Source organism: Stenotrophomonas acidaminiphila (genome assembly GCF_001431595.1).
Lineage (GTDB): Bacteria > Pseudomonadota > Gammaproteobacteria > Xanthomonadales > Xanthomonadaceae > Stenotrophomonas > Stenotrophomonas acidaminiphila.
In genome coordinates, this window is sequence record NZ_LDJO01000024.1 from 1 (window position 1) to 19,877 (window position 19,877).

Below are 19,877 nucleotides of genomic sequence, written 5' to 3' on the forward strand. Positions count from 1 at the left end.
CGGAACTCTGGCCGGTCCACGCACGTCCTCGGCCAGCGTTGCCAGCTTGTCACGCACCAGCGTTTCCAGCACTGCGGTATCGGTGAGGTAGGTTCCGGCATCGCCTTCGGCGAACAGGTCGCGGCGGATGCCGCCGCCTGCCTGCCGGTAAGTGTCCAGCCCGACGAAACGCACCAGCGCGTGCGCGGCGTCGATTTCGCGCTCGGTCAGGCGCTCGCGCAGCTTGGACGGGCTGCGCTGCCATTCCGGCGCACCATAGAACGCGGCTTCCTGCGCGGCGTGGTCGTCGGTGATGGTCAAGGCCATCAACTGTTCCAGCGTCACGCCACCGGCCCGATAGTCGGCCATCAGGCGCGGCGAGACGTTCGCCAGCTTCAAGCGCCGCTGCACCACCAGCGGGGACACGCCGAAGTCGGCGGCAATGTCCTCGATGGGTCGGCCTTCCTCGACCAGCGCGGCGAACGCCTCGAACTGGTCGGCGGGGTGCATCTGCTCGCGCATCAGGTTTTCCGCGAGGCTGACGGTACGAGCGGAAGCATCGGGCACCAGCAGGCACGGCACTTCGTAGTCGGCGGGAATGCGCTTCTTCTTCGCCAGCAGCTTCAAGGCGGTCAGGCGGCGATCACCGGCCACCACCTCGTAAGTCTCGCCATCGGCGGAAAGGATGACGATCAGGTTTTGCAGCAGGCCGATGCGGGCAATGCTCGCGGCCAGTTCGGGGATGGACTGGCGCGGCGTCGTCCGCACGTTGCGCTTGGAACGGCGCGGGAGCAACTGCGAAAGGGGAACCAAGATCAGGTTCTTGGTCGGGTCGGCCACTTCCAGCGGTGCGGCGGTTTCGATGGCGACGGTTTCGGTTTTCAGGACTGCGTTCATGGTGATGACTCCTAGAGGTTGGGATGCAGCAGCGAGAGAAGCGGCAAGGGCTGCTGCCTGCCCCTGCCGCGTGAGGATTCAGGCTTTCAACTGGCGCAGGCCATCGGCCAGCAGCCACAGGGCGCGGTTCAGGCGCACGCTTTGGTCGATGCCCTGCACGGGCCGGGTGGTCTGGCGGCGGCCATTCGCGGCGCGGGCGGACAGGCCGCCTTTGGTCAAGTTCTCCTGCGTGCGGTTGAACACGCTCCACAGGTCGCGGCGGTCGTCGTCATGGCGGCGCGGCATCAGAATTTGCGATTCCGTGATGGGCGCGGGCTTGTCCTTGTCGTACTTCAACGCCAGCGCAGCGCGGGCGAACACTTCCGATTCCCCGGCGTCGAGCGTGATGGCGCGCATGGCATCGCGCGATTCCTGCGCCCGGTCGAAGCCGTGCAGGACTTCGTAGGCGCCTTCGATGACGTGCCCGGCTACGTCGCCCTTGTGGGGAACGCGCACGTCGGCCACGGTGTCGCCACAAACAAGGCCATTGCTGCAAACGAAGCGGAACATCCCGGCCAGCATCTGGTAGCTGCTGGTGCCGTCATGGGAGTTCAGCAGGATGATTTCGTTGGCCTCGCGGCCGTTGATCTGGCTCGCGTGACGCAGCCGGATCATGTGCTTGGTGTAGTCGCGGCGGTCGTCGTGACGCACGCGGGTTTGCGTCACCATGAAAGGCTCGAAGCCTTCCCCGCGCAGTTCTTGCAGCACGGTGGCGGTGGGGATGTAGCTGTACCGCTCGGAGCGGCTTTCGTGCGGGGCCTCCGCGAAGATGGACGGGGCCACGGCCCGGATTTGGTCATCGGACAAGGGACGTTCCGAACGCAGCACCGGGGAACGGGAAGCGAAGCGGGATGCGAGTTGCATGGCATTTCTCCTGACAAAGAAAAAAAGGTTTGCTGTTAACCGCACACCGGATTCCTAGATTCGGAAGCCCAGCCTTTCGGCTGTTCGGTGCGGTCGGCACGAGGAACCCGGTTGGCCCTGTTGCCACCGTCTTTCCTGAGTTCATCGCCCGCGACGGTCAGGAGCGCGCGAACGGGGGCCGTCAAGGAGGCAAGCGCAGGGTTGGTGCGGCCCGCAGCGAAGCGAGGACACGGCCCTGCGCGCCTTGACGGCACACAGGCGCGGGCTACAGTCGCGGCGAAGGTGATGAAGTCAGGGGAGACGGCTGGACATGGCAACGGCCTCCAGCACGCCGACCGCACGGCAAGCGAAGCGCGCAGGCCCGAAGCTGGAAGCCGGGCCGGAGGCGTCAGCCGAGCGGAGCGAGGGAACGATGGAAGCCCGTCAGGGGCGAGACGCCGCAGGCGGCTCGATGCGCAGCACGACAGCGCGGCCGGCCATGTTTCTTGGCCGGAAACGCCCAGACATCAATGCTCCAGTCTTTGGTCACGTCAGCAGTTCACTTGCGCCATAGCCAGACTGACTATATGATTCGTATATGTTTCATATAGATCAAAACACATGGGTATCGTGAACATCGACGACGATCTGCATGACCAACTGCGCAAGGCAAGCGCGGTGTCGTGCAGGTCGATCAATGCGCAGGCGGCCTTCTGGATCAGGATCGGCATGCTGTGCGAAATGAATCCGATGCAGAGCTTCAACGATATCGTTGCTCGTGAACTGCGGGCCGCAGGCGTTGTGGCGCAACCCATCAAGATGGGGTCGGCATGACCAAGCGGCCAGAAGAAATCGCGCTGATGGCGGAGTCGGGCCAGCTTTTGGCGCAGGTGTTCGGCCATCTTGATCGGCTGAACCTGATCGGCATGTCCACGATGCAGGTCAACGATCTGGTCGATGGCCTCATCGTCCATGAACTCAAAGCGCGCCCGGCCAGCAAAGGGCAATACGGGTACGCCTACGCGCTCAACGCTTCCCGCAACCATGTGGTCTGCCACGGCGTTCCTTCCACCGAGGACATCCTGCAGGACGGGGACATCGTCAATTTCGACATCACGTTGGAAAAGAACGGCTACATCGCCGATTCCAGCAAGACCTATCTCGTGGGAGAAGTGCCTCTTCCTGCCAGGCGGCTCGTGCAGACGGCCTACGAGGCGATGTGGAAAGGCATCCGGACCGTCCGCCCCGGCGCCACGCTCGGCGACGTGGGCCATGCCATCGAACGGCATGCCCGCCGCCATGGCTACTCGGTGGTCAGGGAGTATTGCGGCCACGGCATTGGCCGCGAGATGCACGAGGAACCCCAGGTGCTGCACTGGGGCCAGCCGGGCACCGGCCTGAGACTGCGGGAAGGCATGGTGTTCACCATAGAGCCCATGGTGAACCAGGGGAGGCACGCCGTGCGCACCGAAGCCGACGGCTGGACGGTCGTCACGCGCGATGGGCGGCTGTCCGCCCAGTTCGAGCACACCGTGGTCGTCACTGGGCACGGCGTACAAGTGTTGACCCTGCGTGCCGATGAAAACAGAATGTACTGAACCCCCGGGGGGGGGTGGAATTCAGCCTTGCGTATCCCATGTCGGCAACTTACCTCAGGTGAGGGTGTTGCGCTTCAAAGTTGAGACCGCCCCGATCTTCTCTTGGATCAAGCAATGACGACAGACTGGACGGCCATCACACATGAAAACTATCGTAGTGTAAGCGGTCCGTTCTATCACGGAACCAGAGCTAAATTGTCAGTCGACGATTTGCTTACGACTGGATATACATCGCATTTTGAAAGCGGAAGAATGCTCAAGCATGTATATTTTTCCGCGACGTTGGAGCCCGCCATTTGGGGCGCGGAGCTTGCAATGTCTTTGTCGTGCCTGCATGGCCGTGGCTACGTATACATCGTCGAACCAACCGGACCATTTGAGGACGATCCGAATCTTACGAACAAGAGATTTCCGGGGAATCCAACACAGTCATACCGAACACAGGAGCCATTAAGAATCATTGGCACTGTTGCGGACTGGCAAGGTCACTCTCCCGAAGCGATTCAGAAAATGCTTGATTCCTTGGCGGACCTTAGACGCCGCGGTCTGGCCGCTATTGAGGACTGACTGACATTGTCGTCCAGTATGCAACATCTAGGAAGTCGGCCCTGCTCGACTCAGTTTCGCTGCAGCTGTTCCTGACTGACGGCCAGAGGCCGCCAGCATGCTTGCGCGCGCAGGCCCGCGAGGGCCGGAGCTGCAACACCGGGCGCAGCAAAAGGGGGCCGAAGCCCCCAAGATCAAAGCAGGCCGCGTTCGGCGAATGACGTGGTACAGCTCCCGGAGACGATGATGTGATCCAGCGTGCGAACGTCCACCAACGCCAGCGCCTGCCGGAGCTGCGAGGTCAGTGCCTTGTCTGCCGCGCTCGGCTCGGGGTTCCCGCTCGGATGGTTGTGCGAAACGATGACAGCCGCCGCGTTGAGCCGAAGCGCCTGCTTGACGACCTCACGCGGATGCACCTCGGCAGCGTCGATCGTGCCGTGGAACATCTCCACGTACTCGATCAGCCGATGGCGCGTGTCGAGGAACAGGATTGCGAAGACCTCATGCTCGAAGCCGGCTAGCTTGGTGCGCAGGTACTCCTTGACCGTCGCCGGCGAGCTGAATTCGGTACCGCGCTGCATCTTCTGGTCGATGACCCGACGCGCGGCGTCCAGGATCTGATCGGCCGACGCCGGCCGATAGCGGCCACGGCCGTCACGCACCAGCAGCGAGGCATCGGAAAAGAGGGAGAACTGCGACATGATCGTGCTCCGGTTGCTCGGGCGGAATTGCCCGGAACCGGCACCAGCACGGCGCAGCGCAAGCAGTCAGGGGGCGAAGCCGGCCGTCAGGACGCCAGCGCGCAAGGCGCGCGCCGCCCTTGACGGCGAGAACGCCGTGGTACGGTGAAGGGAACAGCAAGACCGCCCCACTCCCTCACACCCCGGCCCTTGGCAAGCGGAGCGCGCAGGCCCGCCAGGGCCGGAGGCGCCAAGAATCAAAGCCGGATGGCCGCGACTCGAGGCGTGGGGTCAACCCGCAAGCCCGACGGCGAAACGCCAGAACGCGCGACAGGGGCTTAGTCGAGCCCCGGCAGGAGGCCATTCTTCACTGCGCAGTAAAAATTGCCATTTGGTCGAATATTCGGTAAAGTACCTATATTTACTGAACAGCAAACGAGCCACCACTGCCCGCATGTTTGAGTCCAGCCTAACCGAACAACAGTTGATTGCGCGCTTCCTTGACGCCCTGCGGGAGCTTCCGGGGGTGGAGGCCGACTTCGACCATTGGGAACCCGTCGGCACGCACGATGATCGTGGGCACGATGCTCAGGTCGATCTGCACGTCGCCGGCAAGTCCTTCGTCCTACTGCTTGAAGCCAAGAAGGCCGTTTTTCCCCGAGATGTGCGTCAGGTGATCTGGCAGCTTCGGGCGGCGAGCCACGAGAGGCCTGCTGGGCACGGGGAAAAGCCTTTGTCGTTCCTCGTTGCCGAATCCATCTCCCCAGGCGCGAAAGAACTACTCCGAAGTGAGCGCGTCGGCTACTACGACAGCGGCGGTAGCCTGTACTTGCCTGCGCCAGGTGCATACCTCTATATCGACAAACCGCCACCCAAGGCCCTGGCGAAGTCGGTGCGCACACTGTTTACCGGACGACGCGCCCAAGTGCTTCACGCCCTGTTGGTCCAGCATCAAAGCTGGTTCGGCGTCACCGAGTTGGCACAGCAAGCCATGGTGTCGCCCGCCACCGCCTCGCAAGTGCTGACCGAGTTGGAACGCTTTGACTGGCTGGAGGCGCGTGGGCAGGGTCCGAGCAAGGAGCGCTACCTACGGGAGCCGGCAGCCTTGCTGGACGCATGGGCCAAGGAACTTGCAACTATCCGTCAGCCGACCCTGCGCCGGTACTACGTGCCAGGCGCGAAGGCCGATACGCTGGTGGCGCAAATCGGCCAATTTTTCGACGCGCACGACGTCCAGCACGCGATCAGCCACGAGGCCGCCGCGCAGCGCTATGCACCATTCCTTTCCAGCGTCTCCCAGGTTCGTGTGCGGGTGCTAATCGGTGCGAGCGCTGATGCGGCGATCGGCGACCTCGATGCACGCGTGGTCAACGAAGGCGCCAACTTGGCCGTCATCGAAGCCAAGTCGCCGGGCGAACTGCTGTTTCGCGAGAAGATCGATGGCCTGTGGCTGGCGAGCCCCATCCAAATCTATCTCGACCTGTTGCGCGGCGAAGGCCGATCCAAGGAAATGGCCGGGCACTTCCGCAAGGAAAGGATCGGCTTCTGATGGCCAAGCCTGCAACGTTCGACGGCTACAGCGACCAATCACGGTGGACTGCGAACGTGTCCTTGTAACGCTGCTGCGCGGTCTCGGACCATGGAAGGATTCGGTATACCTGGTCGGCGGCCTCACACCACGGTATCTCGTCACCGCGCGACCGCCCGCGGTTCCGGCGCATGCTGGCACGCTGGACGTGGATATCGTAATCGACCTGCAGATCCTGGCCGACACCGAGGCGTACCACACGCTGGAGGACAACCTCAAGAAGATGGGCTTCGAGCGCGCCGAAAACGACGCGGGGAAGAAGCTCTCGTGGCGTTGGCAGACCCGCACCGAACACGGCGCGTTGATGGTGTTGGAACTGCTCGCGGACGCGCCGGACATCGCCGGCGGCAAGGTACAACCGCTGCCGACCGAGGGGACGATCTCGGCCTTGAACATCCCGCATTCATCCATCGTCTTCGACCTACACCAGGTAACCGAGATCCAAGCAGAGTTGTTGGGCGGCAATGGCATCGCCACCGAGAACATCAGGCACGCAAGTCTCGTCAGCTTCACTTGCTTGAAGTCCTTCGCGTTCGACCAACGCTTCGAGCGCAAGGACGCACACGACCTGGTCTACTGCATCGACCATGCACCAGAAGGCATGGACGCCGTGGTCGAGTCCTTCCGCAAAGAGCGATCCGGCAAGCATGGCGCGGTCGTCGAAGCATCGCTCACGATCCTTCGCAGCCGATTTGCAGGCGACGAGAAGACAGAGGGCTATCGCAAAGATGGCCCTATATCGGTCGCCAAGTTCGAACTTGGGGAAGGTGATGAGCCGGAGCAGCGCGAGGCGCGAGCGTTGCGCCAACGGCAGGTCAGCGACTTGATTGAACAGCTTCTTGCCCGGCTCGCTAGGGAGGGCACCGCATGAGTTTCCCCGCGGACATCAAGGGCTGCATGAAGGACTGCATCCTTTCGCTCTTTTGGCCTCGCAAGGACATCGTGGGCTTCTTCGAGAAGCACGGAAGCACCAAAGCAGAGATCGCGCCTCTTCAGCTTGATGGCGAGAACGCGCTCAAGCGGCCCGAAATTGTCGATGCTCTTTTCACAGCCCTCGCAGCGCGCTCCGATCAAGGCCTCGGTCCTTTCCGCGCGATGCTGCAGTCACTGCTGAACTGGTCGCACTTTGACCCATATTATTTCGACAAACTTCGTAAGCTCGACCGGGGCACTGCCAACAAGAATCTCGAGCACCTGCGCCAACTACAGGAAATTCGAGACGCGAAGATCAAAGCAGATCGCGAGCGCAGGGTCGCGCAGGAGGCCGCACGCCAGCAACCGACGGTATCGCTGGATCAACTACGTGCCGAGTACCTCGATCTCCTCTCCAACAAGACTTCGCGGCAACAGCGCGGGTACGCACTGGAGCGCATTCTGACCGAACTCTCGCGCCTTTCGACCCTGGAGGCCACCGAAGCTTTTCGGGTTCACGGGGAACAGATCGATGGCGCAGTCAAGTTCGAGGGAGAACACTATCTCATCGAGGCGAAGTGGCAAGAACGTTCGGCGAGCAATGAACCCGTGTACCAGTTTGCCGGCAAGGTCGCCGGAAAACTGTACGGACGCGGCTTGTTCATCTCCGTGAATGGCTTCAGCCCCGAGGTCATCCGCAGCCTCGTGATGGGCAAGGAAATCCAGACTCTTTTTATCGATGGAGAAGATCTGGTCCTCGTCCTGGAGGGACATTTGAGTCTTCGCGAAATGATCGATCGGAAGGTCAAGGCGGCGCAAACCAAGGGGCTCATCTATGTCCACCCGATCTCCGGCGCCGAAAAAAAATTCTAAGGACGATCAGACATGGCGCAATTCAACGATTGGTGCTTGGCGATCGATGTTCCGGTAGGCAATCACTTCAGCAGGGTTATGACGGGACAGGCGGAGCGCCTGCCGGTGGGTATCCAAGCTACCGCAGCCATTGTGCCGACACACTATGCATCGGAAGAACAGGTCGCACGCGCACTTGCACGTCTGGGAAAGCCGGCATCGGCTGCGCTGATTCAAGGCCGGCTACCGACCACGAAAGCGATCCGATCCGGAGACCTTGGGGAGATCTATGCGACTGAATGGATCGACGCGCATAGCGGCTATCGCGCGCCAATCAAGCGATTGCGCTGGAAAGACCATCGTAATATGGCGATGCGCGGCGACGACGTCATCGGCATCCTTCAGGATGCTCAGACGCAGCAATTGCTTTTTCTGAAGACGGAAGCAAAGAGCCGTGCCACCCTGACCGCACAAGTCCTTACGGATGCGAGGACCGCACTCGACAAGGATGGCGGCCTGCCCTCCGCACATGCGCTTTCGTTCATTTCCGCGCGATTGCTCGAACTGGGCAATCTACCGCTTGCCGATGCTATCGACGACGCATTGCTCAAGCATGGGATTCCGGCTCAGAACGTCCGGCATCTTCTCTTCACATTCTCAGGAAATCCGCCGGACACCCTGCTAACCGCTGCTCTCCAGACGTACCCAGGGGCGATCAACCAATGGGGTGTCGGACTGCGCGTCGAAGATCATGCCAATTTCATCGGAGCGGTCTATGACCGAGTGATCGCTGATGCCAACAACACCTGAAGCAATTGCGGCAGACATCGCGGAAGCGGCAACTGCAGGCTTTCGCGGAAGCCTCATCGCGCGAGGCCAAGCGCGAGCAATCATCTGGCGTGATGGGGCGCTACCGCCCGACGCCCCGGGCTTCGCGCCACAGCTCAGCTACGACTTGCATTCCTATGGCTACGCCCTTCTGGGGCTTGGCCTTCGCCTGCGCGAACTGAGCGGATCGGATGCACAGGCGCGAACCGCATTCGAGCAAGCCGCCACCGCCCTTGAGGCGGTGATCGCCAAAGGCAATCCGGATGAGGTCGATCGCGACTTTCACTTTGTAATGGCGGCGGCGAGCTACCATCTCGCGCACCTTTCCGCGCGCGCCTATTCTCTGCTGGCGATCGTCGCGGCAGACGGGAATTTTGCACCCACAGAACGAGTCCTGAGCTTGCTGATGAGGCGGGACTTTCGCACGCTGCGAACCAGTGTTCTCGACTTTCGAGCCTCTGGCGAAGGCAGTGACACCGAGATCGCCGGACGGATGCGGGTCAGGCTCGACATGGTCGGGACAGGGATCAACTTGGCCGGCGACGGGGAGGACATCCTCTTCGAAGGACTGGACAAGGCGCTGACGGACACGTTCATGGCAGGGATATCGCTATTCCTGCTGGCTCTCGACCGAGGCGAGCGGGCGCTGCTTGATCAGGCACTGGAGCGACTTCGTACGGGCCTTGCCGTCTGCAGCGAGATGAACATGCTTCCACAATGGTGGGTGCATCGAATCGCGATTCATCTGCTTTCTGACCTATGGTCTAGCACCTTTCATGAGAGGATTCCGTTTCAGCCGGCGGGCAGCGAGGCGGCCGACTGGCCCGCGCTTCGCAGATTATTCATCGCACTAATGCAGAGCCGCCCAAAGGCCGAAATAGATCTCTGGCCTTCGCAGACAGAGGCGGCCAACCGCGCTGTCGACCAGTCAGATGATCTGGTTGTCTCATTGCCGACCAGCGCTGGCAAGACGCGAATCGCTGAACTATGCATACTGCGCTGCCTCGCCGCCAATAAGCGAGTGGTGTTCATCACTCCGCTGCGAGCGCTATCTGCACAAACTGAAGCGAACCTTCAACGGACGTTCGGCCCGCTAGGCAAAACCATCTCGGCGCTCTACGGAAGCATAGGCGTCAACGGCTTCGACGAGGACGCAATTGGCGAACGGGACATCGTAGTAGCCACGCCTGAGAAGCTCGATTTTGCGCTGCGGAACAACCCTGCCCTTCTCGATGACGTCGGTCTTCTCGTCTTCGATGAAGGGCATATGATCGGGCTCAACGAGCGCGAGGTTCGCTACGAGGTGCAGATCCAGCGGCTTCTTCGCCGGCCGGACGCGCATGGACGGCGGATCGTTTGCCTCTCGGCAATCTTGCCGGATGGTGATCAACTCGACGACTTCGCGGGCTGGTTGAGACGAGACCATCCCGGCGGACTTATCAAGAACGATTGGCGTCCGACTCGACTGCGATTCGGCGAAGTGCTGTGGACGTCGCCAACAGCTCGATTGAACCTTCGCGTCGGCGATGAACGCCCTTGGGTACAACGCTTCCTTGTTGGGGAAGCTCCTCCCCACTGGATACCGCCGAAGCGCCGTCGCACGCGTCTCTTTCCCGACGACCAGCGCGAACTCTGCCTGGCGACAGCCTGGCGGCTGATCGAGGACGGCCAAACAGTACTCATTTTTTGCCCGGAACGGCGCAGCGTCGAACCCTTCGCCGACGTGATTGTTGATCTCCATGAGCGTGGTGCTCTGCGCTCATTGCTCCAAACCGACCCCGCGGCGCTCAACACCGCGATCGCACTTGGCGAGGAATGGCTTGGGCCAGATAGCGCGATCCTCAAATGCCTGCGCATTGGCGTCGCGCTTCATCACGGAGCCCTCCCAACCGCTTACCGCAAGGAGATTGAGCGCCTGTTGCGCGACAGCGTGCTCAAGGTGACCATCTCGTCGCCGACCCTCGCGCAAGGGCTCAATCTATCGGCCACGGCCGTCGTCATGCACTCTCTTCACCGAAACGGTGAGAGGATCGAAATCTCCGAGTTCAAGAACGTCATCGGCCGGGCCGGACGGGCCTACGTCGATGTCGAGGGTATTGTGCTTTTCCCGATGTTCGACGAGATCGCCAGGAAGCGGCGCAACTGGGAAGCGCTCATCACCGATCTCGGCGCAAGAGAAATGGAAAGCGGCCTGGTTAGACTGGTCGCAGCCTTGCTGATGCGCATGCACGCACATACTGGTGGCGACCTCAATCAACTGGTCGAGTACGTTGTCAACAATGCAGTCGCCTGGACCTTCCCCGAACTGGCAAACGAAGCGCCCGAGGATCGGGAGCGTGCCCTTGCCGATTGGGAGCGGCACATCGCGACACTCGACACCGCCATCCTCAGCTTGATCGGTGACAACAACATCCCCGAAGAGGGTGTTGAAGCGGCACTGGATGACGTTCTTCAGTTTTCTTTGTGGTACCGCCGACTCTTGCGTCAAGACGAGCATACCCAGCACGCTCTCAAGGCGGGTCTTCTCTCCCGAGGCCGGCTTATCTGGAGTCAATCGACGGCAGCGCGCCGCCGGGGCTATTTCCTTGCAGGGGTTGGACTGGCGACAGGGCATGCGCTCGATGCGATTGCTGAGGACGCCAATAGCCTTCTGATCCAAGCCAATGGTGGCATCCTTCAAGGCGACGCCGAGGCGGCGATCGCTGCCGTCACCGCGCTGGCAGAACGCGTCTTCACTTTTTATCCTTTCACGCCCGACCCTATGCCAGCAACCTGGCGAGACATCCTGCGTGCCTGGCTCCTCGGAGAGCCTCTTGCCGCCATCGCTGCCGGCCAAGAATCCGACACGTTGCAGTTCATCGAGGGGGGGCTTGTCTATCGTCTTCCCTGGGCGATGGAAGCGATACGCGTGCGCGCAATCGCGAACGGCGACACCGTAGACGAACTGTCTCTGGACGAATACGAGCTACGCTTGGCGGTGGCCGCAGTGGAAACCGGAACCCTAAACCGTTCGGCCACGATCCTCATTCAAGCCGGCTTCAACTCCAGGCTCGGCGCCATCAAGGCCGTGACGGACGCAGGAGCGATTTTCCAAACAGCTCAGGAACTTCGGCATTGGCTCAACTCGGAAGCCCATGCAGGATTGCTCGCAAGAGCTGACTGGCCGACACCAGAAACAAGGGAAATGTGGATGGAGTTCACGCGAAGCTTCGTCCCCCAGGAAAACAGCATCTGGGCCGATCGCCGCTACTGGGCGGGTGTTGAGTGGCTCGGCGTACCGCCGCCGCCACACACCCCTGTTCAACTTCATCAACGGAATGGTCAGATCAGCGTGCTCGCGGCAGACGGCACTCCGATGGGCACGCTACTGAATGCTTTGAACCCCAAGAGAGCCGGTTTGCTCATCGCTGAGGTTGCTCAAGACATTAGCCGACTCGACCTCATTTATCTCGGACCTGATGACTTTGTTGATATCCCGTCCGCATAGTAAAAGATTTCGAGTGATGTAAGGGCTGATAGAAAAACAAGGAAGAGAAGAATGATCCTGACCGATAACGAAACCAAAGTCGATCTGCTGAACAACGAGGCAATTGCCAGCACGATCATCGGGCTGCTTCGTGCTAAGCCCGACCATCCAGTGACGATCGGCGTACACGGCGACTGGGGTGCGGGTAAGTCCAGCGTGCTCGAAATGATCGAGGCTGGCTTCGCGAACCAGGACGATGTTCTATGCCTCAAGTTCAATGGATGGCGCTTCCAGGGCTTCGAGGATGCGAAGATCGCCTTGATCGAGGGGATCGTTACGGGCTTGGTCGAGAAACGTCCGGCCCTAAAGAAGGCGGCGGTAGCCGTCAAGGATGTCTTCCGTCGCATCGATTGGCTGAAGGTCGCCAAGCGGGCCGGTGGCTTGGCGCTGACCGCATTCACAGGCATTCCGACGCCCGAACAAATCGGAGCCATCGTCGGCTCGCTCGAAGCGTTGATGGCAGACCCTTCCAAGCTCGTCACTAAAGAAAACCTCTCGACAGCCATCGACGAGGTGAAGGCTGTGTTGAAGCCGGGAGAGTCCAAGAATGTGCCGGAGGAAGTGGAGGCGTTCCGAAAGGCGTTCGACCAGCTTTTGAAAGATGCAGGTATCAAACAGCTCGTTGTCCTGATTGACGACCTCGATCGCTGCCTGCCCGACACAGCCATTGAAACCCTCGAAGCGATTCGGCTGTTCGTGTTTACCGCACAGACGGCATTCGTCGTCGCAGCCGACGAGGCGATGATCGAATACGCAGTGCGCAAGCACTTTCCCGATCTGCCCGACAGCACCGGACCGCGAGACTACGCCCGAAACTATCTCGAAAAGCTCATCCAGGTTCCGTTCCGCATCCCTGCCTTGGGAGAGACCGAGACGCGGATCTACGTGACATTGTTGTTGGCTGGCGCTGAAGTCGGCGAGAGCGACGAGGAATATGAAAAGCTGATCGCCGTAGCGCGGGAGAAGCTGAAGCGGCCTTGGACCAGCGGTGGCCTGGACGCCGCGACAGTCAAGTCGGCACTCGGAAAACAGGCCGAGAAGGCGAACAATGCACTAGCGCTCAGCGACCAGATCGGCCCCATTCTGGCGAGCGGCACAAAGGGCAACCCGCGTCAGATCAAGCGCTTCCTCAACACGCTGTTGTTACGCGATCGCACCGCCACCGCACGCGGTTTCGGCGACGACATCAAGCTACCTGTTCTCGCGAAGCTCATGCTCGCGGAGCGCTTCATCCCAAGGCTGTTCGAGCAGATCGCGTTCATCGCTGCTGTCCATCCGCAAGGGCTGTGCGAAGACCTCGAAGCACTGGAGAGAAGCCTTGCAGCGGCTGACGACAAAGAGAGTGAGCCGAAGGAGAAGAAAGCCACTGAGCCCGCTCCTACACCCGACAATGCCGTGTTGACCGAGTGGAAGTCGTCGGAGACGGTGCGCGATTGGGCGCGCCTCTCGCCGAAGCTGTCGGGACTAGATTTACGCCCCTACCTGTTCGTGACTAAGGACAAGAAGGACTACTTCGGCCCCGTGTCGGTCCTGGGTCACCTAGCTGCTGTGGTCGAGAAGCTGTTCGGCGGCAAGATGACCGTCCAAGGCTACGAAGCCGAGTTGAAGCAACTCGTGCAGCCCGAAGCCGAGAAGGTGTTCGAGGCCGTACGCAGCAAGATCATGAGCACTGGCACTTTCGACAGCAGACCGGCAGGCGTCGACGGTCTCGCTGTCCTTGTGAAAGCACAGCCCGGCCTCCAGAGCCGGTTGATGGACTTCCTGGAGGCATTACCAAGTGGCAAGTGCGGGCCTTGGGTCGTCAGCGGCTGGCAAGGCGTCATCAAAGACACCGAATGCGCGACTCGCCTGACGAAGCTGCTCGGAGACTGGAGCAAAGTCACCGGCAATCCCGGCCTCAAAGCCAGCGCCGAAGCGGCACTCAAGGATATGAAGGGAGGGCGCTGATGGGAACCTCGACAGCTTACGGTGGCCCAGGCGGCGGGACACCACTCGTCCCGTCATGGCTGGGCGACGCAGGTGGCGGTGGTGCCCTTGCCGCCCCTCCGGGCGATGGTGCAGGCCCTGACGGCCAGCCGCCTGCGGACAGCACCGCGCCACCGGCGCCGCCGAATCGCCCGCCTATTCCCAAGACAGCGGACCCGCAACGCTTCTCTGGCGCGCGCAACAGCTTCACACGATTTGCCGGCTCCGGCGGCAGCGATCGAGCCAGTCTGGGCCGAGCCGTCTCCAGATACGTCTCAACGTCCGCCGGGGGCTCGCGCCAAGCTGCCCAACGCATGGGTGCATCTCGGGGAGCGGGCGCGCGGCTCCTTGGCTTCTTGGCCGACGCGCAAGCGCGGGGGGTGCGTGAGGCCCTGCGTGCCCTGGATCTGGAATCATTGGCAGGCCGCCCGATCACTGAGATTTTCGTGGGCCTGGCCGACTACGTCTGCCCAGGTGCGGGCACGGTTGATGAAGGCATTGCCCGCGAGGCATACATCGAAACCATCGTTGAACTGGCGAGCGAAGGACTCACCGATCTGACTACGTTTACCCCCGATCAAATGCAGACGGTATTCGAGCTGTATGCCACTCATGCGATCGAGGCGCGCATCTGCAACGACATCGGAACCAAAGCCGTAACCATGCCAACCGATGCGCAGGCTGCGCATCGCGTCGAGCAACAGTTGCGCGACTTCATCCGAGGCGGAGTGAGCGATGCACTGACGCGAGCACGGGCGGAGACACCCAATCTCACTCCAGAACGGATTCAAGGCTTCGTGGACGCTGTGTACGAGTCCGCATTTGCAATCTTGCAGACCCTCGGCGAAGCAGAGGCCAATCAATGAAGCGCCAACTCCTGGCGGGCCGCTTTGGCCCAGACGACCGCTTTGATGTGACGGCGGGCGTCGATGAACAGACGACTTACTTGCAACTCGTCGCCGGCGAGGAATCCTTAGACCACGGTATCGGAGGCGCACTCACGAGTCTGAAGAAGATCGGCGTGTTTCCTTCGGAAATCGGCATCGACCTGATGGTACTGGCCGCCCATGTCCATGCGGCAGATACTCGCATCTCACGCACGGAACAGTCCCAAGATTCGTGGACGCGCGAGATACGGTTGGTCGTGCCGGTCAGCGACCCGGCTCGCTGGAGCGCAGCAGCACCCATCCTCAAGAAGTCTCTGGACTTCTTGACGGGCGATCGCTGGACGATCGGCTTCAGGGCACGTCCAGATCGATTCGCGGCAATCGCCAAAGCGGCGCCCCCGAGTTTGATCGCGCCTCCCTTCGATTCCGTCAGCCTGTTCTCGGGTGGACTGGATAGCTTGATCGGAGCCATCGACCTGTTGGAAGACGACGCCACTCCCCTCCTGGTCAGTCACTTCGGTGAAAGTGCAATCAGCGACGCGCAGGGCAAGCTGTTCACAGATTTGAGAAAGCACTACACAAAGTCCTCTTTTGAGCGGCTGCGTGTGGGCATGACCTTCAAGAAAGGCCTGGTGGCGGATGTTGGTTCCGAGGACAGCACGCGTGGCAGGTCGTTCCTGTTCTTCGCGCTCGGCGTGTTTGCGGGCACTGGACTCGGGCACCGTTTCGTCCTGCGCGTCCCCGAGAATGGGCTGATCGCGCTGAATGTGCCTTTGGACCCCCTGCGGTTGGGGTCAAACAGTACCCGCACCACGCACCCGTACTACATGGCAAGGTGGAACGACCTGCTTGTCGCACTCGACATAGATGGAGAAGTTCGAAACCCGTACTGGGACAAGACGAAGGGCGAGATGGCCGCAGCTTGCCGCAACTCGACCCTCTTGAAAGAGTTGGTGACGGATTCGTTGTCGTGCTCATCCCCCGCCAAAGCACGATGGCTCGGACATGGCATTGAGCACTGTGGCTATTGCCTCCCATGCCTGATCCGCCGCGCAGCGTTGACGGCGGCTTGGGGTACTGGAAACGACCCGACAACGTACACCGTTCCCGATCTTCATGCGCAGCCCTTGGACACGCGCCAAGCGACCGGAGTACAGGTCAGGTCGTTTCAGTACGCGATCGAGCGCTTGAAAGGCAAGCCGCAGCTCGCAAACCTCTTAATCCACAAGCCTGGCTCGCTTGCGGATGAAGTGGCGCACCTAGATCAGCTTGCCGATGTCTACCGGCGTGGCCTCGGCGAAGTTGCGCGGCTCATCGACGGTGCCGAGGCGAGACCGAGTTGACGAGGATGCGCGCATGATCGCCACTGCGGGGCTCGTGGACTTCCACTGCCATCTTGACCTCTATCCGAACCATGCCGCGGCAGTCAAAGACGCGGAGGAATCCGGCGTGTTCACGCTGACGGTGACGACGACACCTCGCGCCTGGCCTCGCAATCACGAACTAGCGAAGCGCACGAAGCATGTTCGCGCGGCACTAGGGCTACATCCGCAATTGGTCGCGGAACGTGAAAGCGAGATCGAGCTATGGGATCAACACCTTGGGGAGACACGCTATATCGGCGAAGTCGGGTTGGACGCCGGTCCCCGGTACTTCAAGTCGCTCGATGCGCAGAAGCGGGTGTTCCAGCACGTTTTGCAGCGCTGCGCGCAGGCCGGTGACAAAATCATCACAGTCCACAGCATCAGGTCGGCCAAGGCGGTACTCGATCTCGTTGAAGCACATCTACCGCCCGAGCGCGGAAAAATCGTTCTCCACTGGTTCACCGGAACAAAGAGCGAGGCGAAGCGCGCGTTGGAGTTGGGCTGCTACTTCTCGATCAATGCGGGAATGCTGGGCAACGAGAGGCACGCACCGATGGTGCAGGCTATCCCTCTAGATCGGATGCTGACGGAAACCGATGGTCCCTTCACTCGCACTGGCGATAGACCTTCGCAGCCAAGCGATGTAGCGAGCGTCGTCGAGGAACTGGGGCGTTTGCATAGGCTACCTGCGATCGACGTGGCCAGTCTCATTCGTGACAACCTACGAGCGATTCTCGTATAGCTGGAGGTGGAACACTCCGAGAAAAAAACCCAAAGCTATCGGCATATATTTCCAACCCGAAGAGTGGTCCATGCCCGACATTCCCATTGCCGACGCTCTGTTCTCCGCCCTCCTCAGCCGTGACGCGGCTGCACTCGATGCGATCGAGGCAAACCACGCCGCCGAATGCGCATTCATTCGCACTGTCATCTGCACCGATGCTCCGGGTGCCGTTGACTTAGACCTCGGGCTCAGCGTGTCCTCCAGCGACTATGTGACCTCGTTTTTTGAAGGGCCGCGTGCGTTCTTCATGTCGGCCGGAACCAGCGTCCATGCCCGTCTCACAGGTGGTAGGTCGAGCGTGCTGATCGACTTCTCTCTCAGCTTCGACTCGAATTTCGCAGAGAAGCTGCGTGCAGTCATCGCCGGCGAGAACATTCAGCGGGCTGATCGCGATAGGGTCATCGAAATTCTCATGCTGAAGGCTCGAAACCGCCATGTGCAGTTCGACGTGATGCCGTTTCTCATCGAGAACACGCGCCTGGCCCGTGACGAGCCCTCAAACGAACGCCCCCTGAATACGCTGATCGCTTTCCGCATGCTCGACCACCTGAATTGGCATGCCTTTCAGAATGATCCCAGCCGCTTCGCTTTCGATGCTTCATACGAGGACCTGAAAGCCCTGCTCCGACCCGATGCCGAAGCCTTCCTGGCGGAGTTGCAAGCCAGTGAGCATATCGATCATCACGAAGCAAGGAGCGCTGGAGCGCAGGCGCTGCTACTGCGGTTCGCTCGACTTTGGCATGAGGAACGCAAACGGGACAAGAATCGCATCCTGCGTGAATTGCTCAGTTTCAGCATCCATAAGTTAGGGTCGATCCCGCTTACCGAATTGCGGCTGATCTGGAGTGGCATGACCTCTAGCCAGGGGTCGCCATTCTTCGGCCCCATCATGGGCAGGTCCCCTGAGATGTTGCAGAAGATTCGCGGCATGGCCTGGGACATGACATTGCTCCGCGTTATGGAGCAAATCGCCACAGCTAGCCAGGTCGGCTCCTTCTTCATCCCCTATTTCGTGTCAATGGATCGCCGCTGGCGCCATCTCCTTAGCTTGAATCCTGTGAGGCTGATGCTGATCGACGACGCGCATCGACGCGTGCTTTTCGCACGGACCGATGAACTGGAGTTCCAGCGCGTGCTGGGAGAGTGCATGCAGACCGCATTTCAGTTGGAGATGGCACCTGAAAGGGTCGAGGCTCGCCGCAGGGCGGCGCAGACCGTTGAATTGAACGCAATGAAGCAGCTCGTCGCCGAAGAAGAGCGCCATTGGCTCGAACAAGAGCTGCAGTAGCCGTCGAGTGGAATCAAAAGACACCGCAAGAGCGCTTGAGTTCGCTGTTCTACGCCGCAGCAAGTTGTCCCGATAGGCACTGAACTTCACCATGTCTCCATGCAGCGCACTCATGGAGTCCGAGGTGGAACAGCTATCGCAAACATCCAACGCGCTCCCCTTGCCGGGAACGGAAGCCTACGAGGCGCTGCCGCAGTTCCCGAAGCAAAGCCCCCTTCCCTTCCGACGCACCATCCGCCGGCAGGAACTGCGGCAAATCGTACCCCTGTCCGAAACAACGATCTACGAAATGGAGCGCCGCGGTGAGTTTCCGCGCCGCTTCAACCTGACGCCACGCTGCGTCGTGTGGGACTTGGCCGAAGTGGAAGCCTGGATTGAGCAGCGCAAGCAAGCCCCTCGCAGTGTCGTCTCGAAGCCGGATGTCCACCTACGAAAAACCCGCCCTGTCCGGGCGGGTTCGATTGAGGAATCAAGCCGAGCTAAAGAGCCTATCCCACCAAGGCTTCCAGCCCCTTAGAAGCCGAGCTCGGCAACCGGCGGCCTTCTTTCGCCACATTGACCTGCAAGGCCACCCGCGCCACCTCCTGAACGTCCCTGGTCAGCGAATAGTTCCCCTTGGCCTGCAACCAGGCCAGCACGTCCGCTAGGTGCCATATCGACGCACTGCCTTCATGCACCGGCGGCGGGAAGCTGCCCGGATGGGCCAGCATCAGCTTGCGCATGTTCTGCCGCGACACGCCGACGATCTCGGCCACGTCGGTCAACCCGACGAGATCCGGCGCCACCTCGATCAACCTGGCCGACGGCACGGCGCTGCGCACGTCGGCCAACGCGCTGCGTACCGCCGCGTCTGCGCTGTCCGCTTCTCGGGTGAACTCCAAGGCCAGCCGCCCCGGCTGGCCGATGCCGACCAAGGCATCGTCGCAGCCGGCCTCGCCCAGACGCTCGACCAGACCATCCGGGTCTCGGTCGTCGGCGAGCTGGTATTTCAGGGTGAAGGTGTATTCCATCGTGCTACTCCTCGGCACCGCCTTCAGCCTCGCGCTGCTTGCGATGCGTGGTGCAGTTGTCCACGACGCGCCGCAGAGCGCGCGCGTGGTTGTCGGGGTTCTTCGGCGTGCTCCACACGCTGGTGATGCAGAACTCGCCGCAGCGACACTCCTCATCGTTGTACGGGCAATAAATTCGCCCCCAGGCGTGGCTGCCGCCGACTTCGACACGCCAGCCCTGCCCTTCGGCATGCCTGAGAGCTTCCTCGACCTCTTTCTTCGGGTGAGAGGGACGGGCCATCAGTGGTCTCC

At 61.0% G+C, this 19,877-nt stretch carries 19 protein-coding genes; 14 read left to right on the forward strand and 5 right to left on the reverse strand.

The window, feature by feature from the left end; genetic code table 11:
- Together ABB33_RS07355 and ABB33_RS07360 are read right to left on the reverse strand one after the other, a co-directional pair.
- The coding region (locus ABB33_RS07355) for a ParB/RepB/Spo0J family partition protein (RefSeq protein ID WP_161809413.1) at nt 1–876 on the reverse strand (876 nt) is incomplete at its 3' end.
- 78 nt (nt 877–954) lie between these two features.
- Nucleotides 955–1,779 carry a DUF932 domain-containing protein gene (locus ABB33_RS07360; RefSeq protein WP_056931701.1) on the reverse strand — a complete coding sequence of 275 codons (825 nt, stop codon included), beginning with the start codon at nt 1,777–1,779 and terminating at the stop codon, nt 955–957.
- Between the two features lie 600 nt (nt 1,780–2,379).
- On the opposite strand from ABB33_RS07360, the gene ABB33_RS07365 reads away from it, so the two are divergent.
- From ABB33_RS07365 to arr, 3 genes are all read left to right on the forward strand, one after another.
- Nucleotides 2,380–2,592 (forward strand): ParD-like family protein, encoded by a 213-nt coding sequence (locus tag ABB33_RS07365; RefSeq protein WP_056931702.1) that lies wholly within the window; start codon nt 2,380–2,382, stop codon nt 2,590–2,592.
- Nucleotides 2,589–3,356: a type I methionyl aminopeptidase gene (map, locus tag ABB33_RS07370; RefSeq protein WP_056931703.1), complete on the forward strand. Its 768-nt coding sequence runs from the start codon at nt 2,589–2,591 to the stop codon at nt 3,354–3,356. The genes ABB33_RS07365 and map overlap by 4 nt, the downstream gene beginning before the upstream one ends.
- 114 nt (nt 3,357–3,470) lie before the next feature.
- Entirely contained in the window at nt 3,471–3,923 is a 453-nt protein-coding gene (gene arr, locus ABB33_RS18180) for an NAD(+)--rifampin ADP-ribosyltransferase (RefSeq protein ID WP_082595029.1), read from the forward strand.
- Between the two features lie 173 nt (nt 3,924–4,096).
- Here arr and radC read toward each other — a convergent pair whose 3' ends face one another.
- On the reverse strand, nt 4,097–4,603 hold the full coding sequence (radC, locus tag ABB33_RS07375) for a RadC family protein (RefSeq protein WP_056931704.1): 507 nt from the start codon (nt 4,601–4,603) through the stop codon (nt 4,097–4,099).
- 433 nt (nt 4,604–5,036) lie between these two features.
- Between radC and ABB33_RS07380 the strand changes: the two genes are divergently transcribed.
- From ABB33_RS07380 to ABB33_RS18185, 11 genes are all read left to right on the forward strand, one after another.
- The gene (locus ABB33_RS07380) at nt 5,037–6,131 is read left to right on the forward strand and encodes a hypothetical protein (protein ID WP_056931705.1); all 1,095 of its coding nucleotides are present in this window, start codon (nt 5,037–5,039) and stop codon (nt 6,129–6,131) included.
- 43 nt (nt 6,132–6,174) lie between these two features.
- Nucleotides 6,175–7,041 (forward strand): antitoxin, encoded by an 867-nt coding sequence (locus ABB33_RS07385; RefSeq protein WP_225546621.1) that lies wholly within the window; start codon nt 6,175–6,177, stop codon nt 7,039–7,041.
- Nucleotides 7,038–7,955: a restriction endonuclease gene (locus tag ABB33_RS07390; protein ID WP_056931706.1), complete on the forward strand. Its 918-nt coding sequence runs from the start codon at nt 7,038–7,040 to the stop codon at nt 7,953–7,955. The genes ABB33_RS07385 and ABB33_RS07390 overlap by 4 nt, the downstream gene beginning before the upstream one ends.
- Before the next feature lie 12 nt (nt 7,956–7,967).
- On the forward strand, nt 7,968–8,744 hold the full coding sequence (locus ABB33_RS07395) for a Hachiman antiphage defense system protein HamA (protein WP_056931707.1): 777 nt from the start codon (nt 7,968–7,970) through the stop codon (nt 8,742–8,744).
- Entirely contained in the window at nt 8,728–12,249 is a 3,522-nt protein-coding gene (locus ABB33_RS07400; protein WP_056931708.1) for a DEAD/DEAH box helicase, read from the forward strand. Before ABB33_RS07395 ends, ABB33_RS07400 begins: the two co-directional genes overlap by 17 nt.
- A gap of 51 nt (nt 12,250–12,300) precedes the next feature.
- Entirely contained in the window at nt 12,301–14,235 is a 1,935-nt protein-coding gene (gene qatA, locus ABB33_RS07405) for a Qat anti-phage system ATPase QatA (RefSeq protein WP_056931709.1), read from the forward strand.
- Nucleotides 14,235–15,119 (forward strand): Qat anti-phage system associated protein QatB, encoded by an 885-nt coding sequence (gene qatB, locus ABB33_RS19230; protein ID WP_056931710.1) that lies wholly within the window; start codon nt 14,235–14,237, stop codon nt 15,117–15,119. The genes qatA and qatB overlap by 1 nt, the downstream gene beginning before the upstream one ends.
- Nucleotides 15,116–16,483, forward strand: a complete 1,368-nt coding sequence (gene qatC, locus ABB33_RS07415; protein WP_056931711.1) for a Qat anti-phage system QueC-like protein QatC — start codon at nt 15,116–15,118, stop codon at nt 16,481–16,483. The genes qatB and qatC overlap by 4 nt, the downstream gene beginning before the upstream one ends.
- Before the next feature lie 13 nt (nt 16,484–16,496).
- Nucleotides 16,497–17,246 carry a Qat anti-phage system TatD family nuclease QatD gene (qatD, locus tag ABB33_RS07420; RefSeq protein ID WP_056931712.1) on the forward strand — a complete coding sequence of 250 codons (750 nt, stop codon included), beginning with the start codon at nt 16,497–16,499 and terminating at the stop codon, nt 17,244–17,246.
- A gap of 70 nt (nt 17,247–17,316) precedes the next feature.
- Nucleotides 17,317–18,576, forward strand: a complete 1,260-nt coding sequence (locus ABB33_RS07425) for a hypothetical protein (protein WP_056931713.1) — start codon at nt 17,317–17,319, stop codon at nt 18,574–18,576.
- A 112-nt stretch (nt 18,577–18,688) separates the two neighbouring features.
- The gene (locus tag ABB33_RS18185) at nt 18,689–19,093 is read left to right on the forward strand and encodes a helix-turn-helix transcriptional regulator (protein WP_082595030.1); all 405 of its coding nucleotides are present in this window, start codon (nt 18,689–18,691) and stop codon (nt 19,091–19,093) included.
- Here the strand turns inward: ABB33_RS18185 and ABB33_RS07430 are convergent.
- Nucleotides 19,065–19,586 (reverse strand): helix-turn-helix transcriptional regulator, encoded by a 522-nt coding sequence (locus ABB33_RS07430; protein WP_056931714.1) that lies wholly within the window; start codon nt 19,584–19,586, stop codon nt 19,065–19,067. The two genes, ABB33_RS18185 and ABB33_RS07430, sit on opposite strands and share 29 nt — an antisense overlap.
- Nucleotides 19,587–19,590: 4 nt before the next feature.
- Complete coding sequence (locus ABB33_RS07435; protein ID WP_056931715.1) at nt 19,591–19,866, reverse strand: hypothetical protein; 276 nt, start codon at nt 19,864–19,866, stop codon at nt 19,591–19,593.
- Nucleotides 19,867–19,877: the final 11 nt, after the last annotated feature.

Excerpts from the sequence above, each read along its gene's own strand:
- ABB33_RS07360 (WP_056931701.1), bottom strand. The coding sequence starts at position 1,779 with ATGCAACTCGCATCCCGCTTCGCTTCCCGTTCCCCGGTGCTGCGTTCG.
- ABB33_RS07365 (WP_056931702.1), top strand. The coding sequence starts at position 2,380 with ATGGGTATCGTGAACATCGACGACGATCTGCATGACCAACTGCGCAAG.
- map (WP_056931703.1), top strand. The coding sequence starts at position 2,589 with ATGACCAAGCGGCCAGAAGAAATCGCGCTGATGGCGGAGTCGGGCCAG.
- arr (WP_082595029.1), top strand. The coding sequence starts at position 3,471 with ATGACGACAGACTGGACGGCCATCACACATGAAAACTATCGTAGTGTA.
- radC (WP_056931704.1), bottom strand. The coding sequence starts at position 4,603 with ATGTCGCAGTTCTCCCTCTTTTCCGATGCCTCGCTGCTGGTGCGTGAC.
- ABB33_RS07380 (WP_056931705.1), top strand. The coding sequence starts at position 5,037 with ATGTTTGAGTCCAGCCTAACCGAACAACAGTTGATTGCGCGCTTCCTT.
- ABB33_RS07390 (WP_056931706.1), top strand. The coding sequence starts at position 7,038 with ATGAGTTTCCCCGCGGACATCAAGGGCTGCATGAAGGACTGCATCCTT.
- ABB33_RS07395 (WP_056931707.1), top strand. The coding sequence starts at position 7,968 with ATGGCGCAATTCAACGATTGGTGCTTGGCGATCGATGTTCCGGTAGGC.
- ABB33_RS07400 (WP_056931708.1), top strand. The coding sequence starts at position 8,728 with ATGCCAACAACACCTGAAGCAATTGCGGCAGACATCGCGGAAGCGGCA.
- qatA (WP_056931709.1), top strand. The coding sequence starts at position 12,301 with ATGATCCTGACCGATAACGAAACCAAAGTCGATCTGCTGAACAACGAG.
- qatB (WP_056931710.1), top strand. The coding sequence starts at position 14,235 with ATGGGAACCTCGACAGCTTACGGTGGCCCAGGCGGCGGGACACCACTC.
- qatC (WP_056931711.1), top strand. The coding sequence starts at position 15,116 with ATGAAGCGCCAACTCCTGGCGGGCCGCTTTGGCCCAGACGACCGCTTT.
- qatD (WP_056931712.1), top strand. The coding sequence starts at position 16,497 with ATGATCGCCACTGCGGGGCTCGTGGACTTCCACTGCCATCTTGACCTC.
- ABB33_RS07425 (WP_056931713.1), top strand. The coding sequence starts at position 17,317 with ATGCCCGACATTCCCATTGCCGACGCTCTGTTCTCCGCCCTCCTCAGC.
- ABB33_RS18185 (WP_082595030.1), top strand. The coding sequence starts at position 18,689 with ATGGAGTCCGAGGTGGAACAGCTATCGCAAACATCCAACGCGCTCCCC.
- ABB33_RS07430 (WP_056931714.1), bottom strand. The coding sequence starts at position 19,586 with ATGGAATACACCTTCACCCTGAAATACCAGCTCGCCGACGACCGAGAC.
- ABB33_RS07435 (WP_056931715.1), bottom strand. The coding sequence starts at position 19,866 with ATGGCCCGTCCCTCTCACCCGAAGAAAGAGGTCGAGGAAGCTCTCAGG.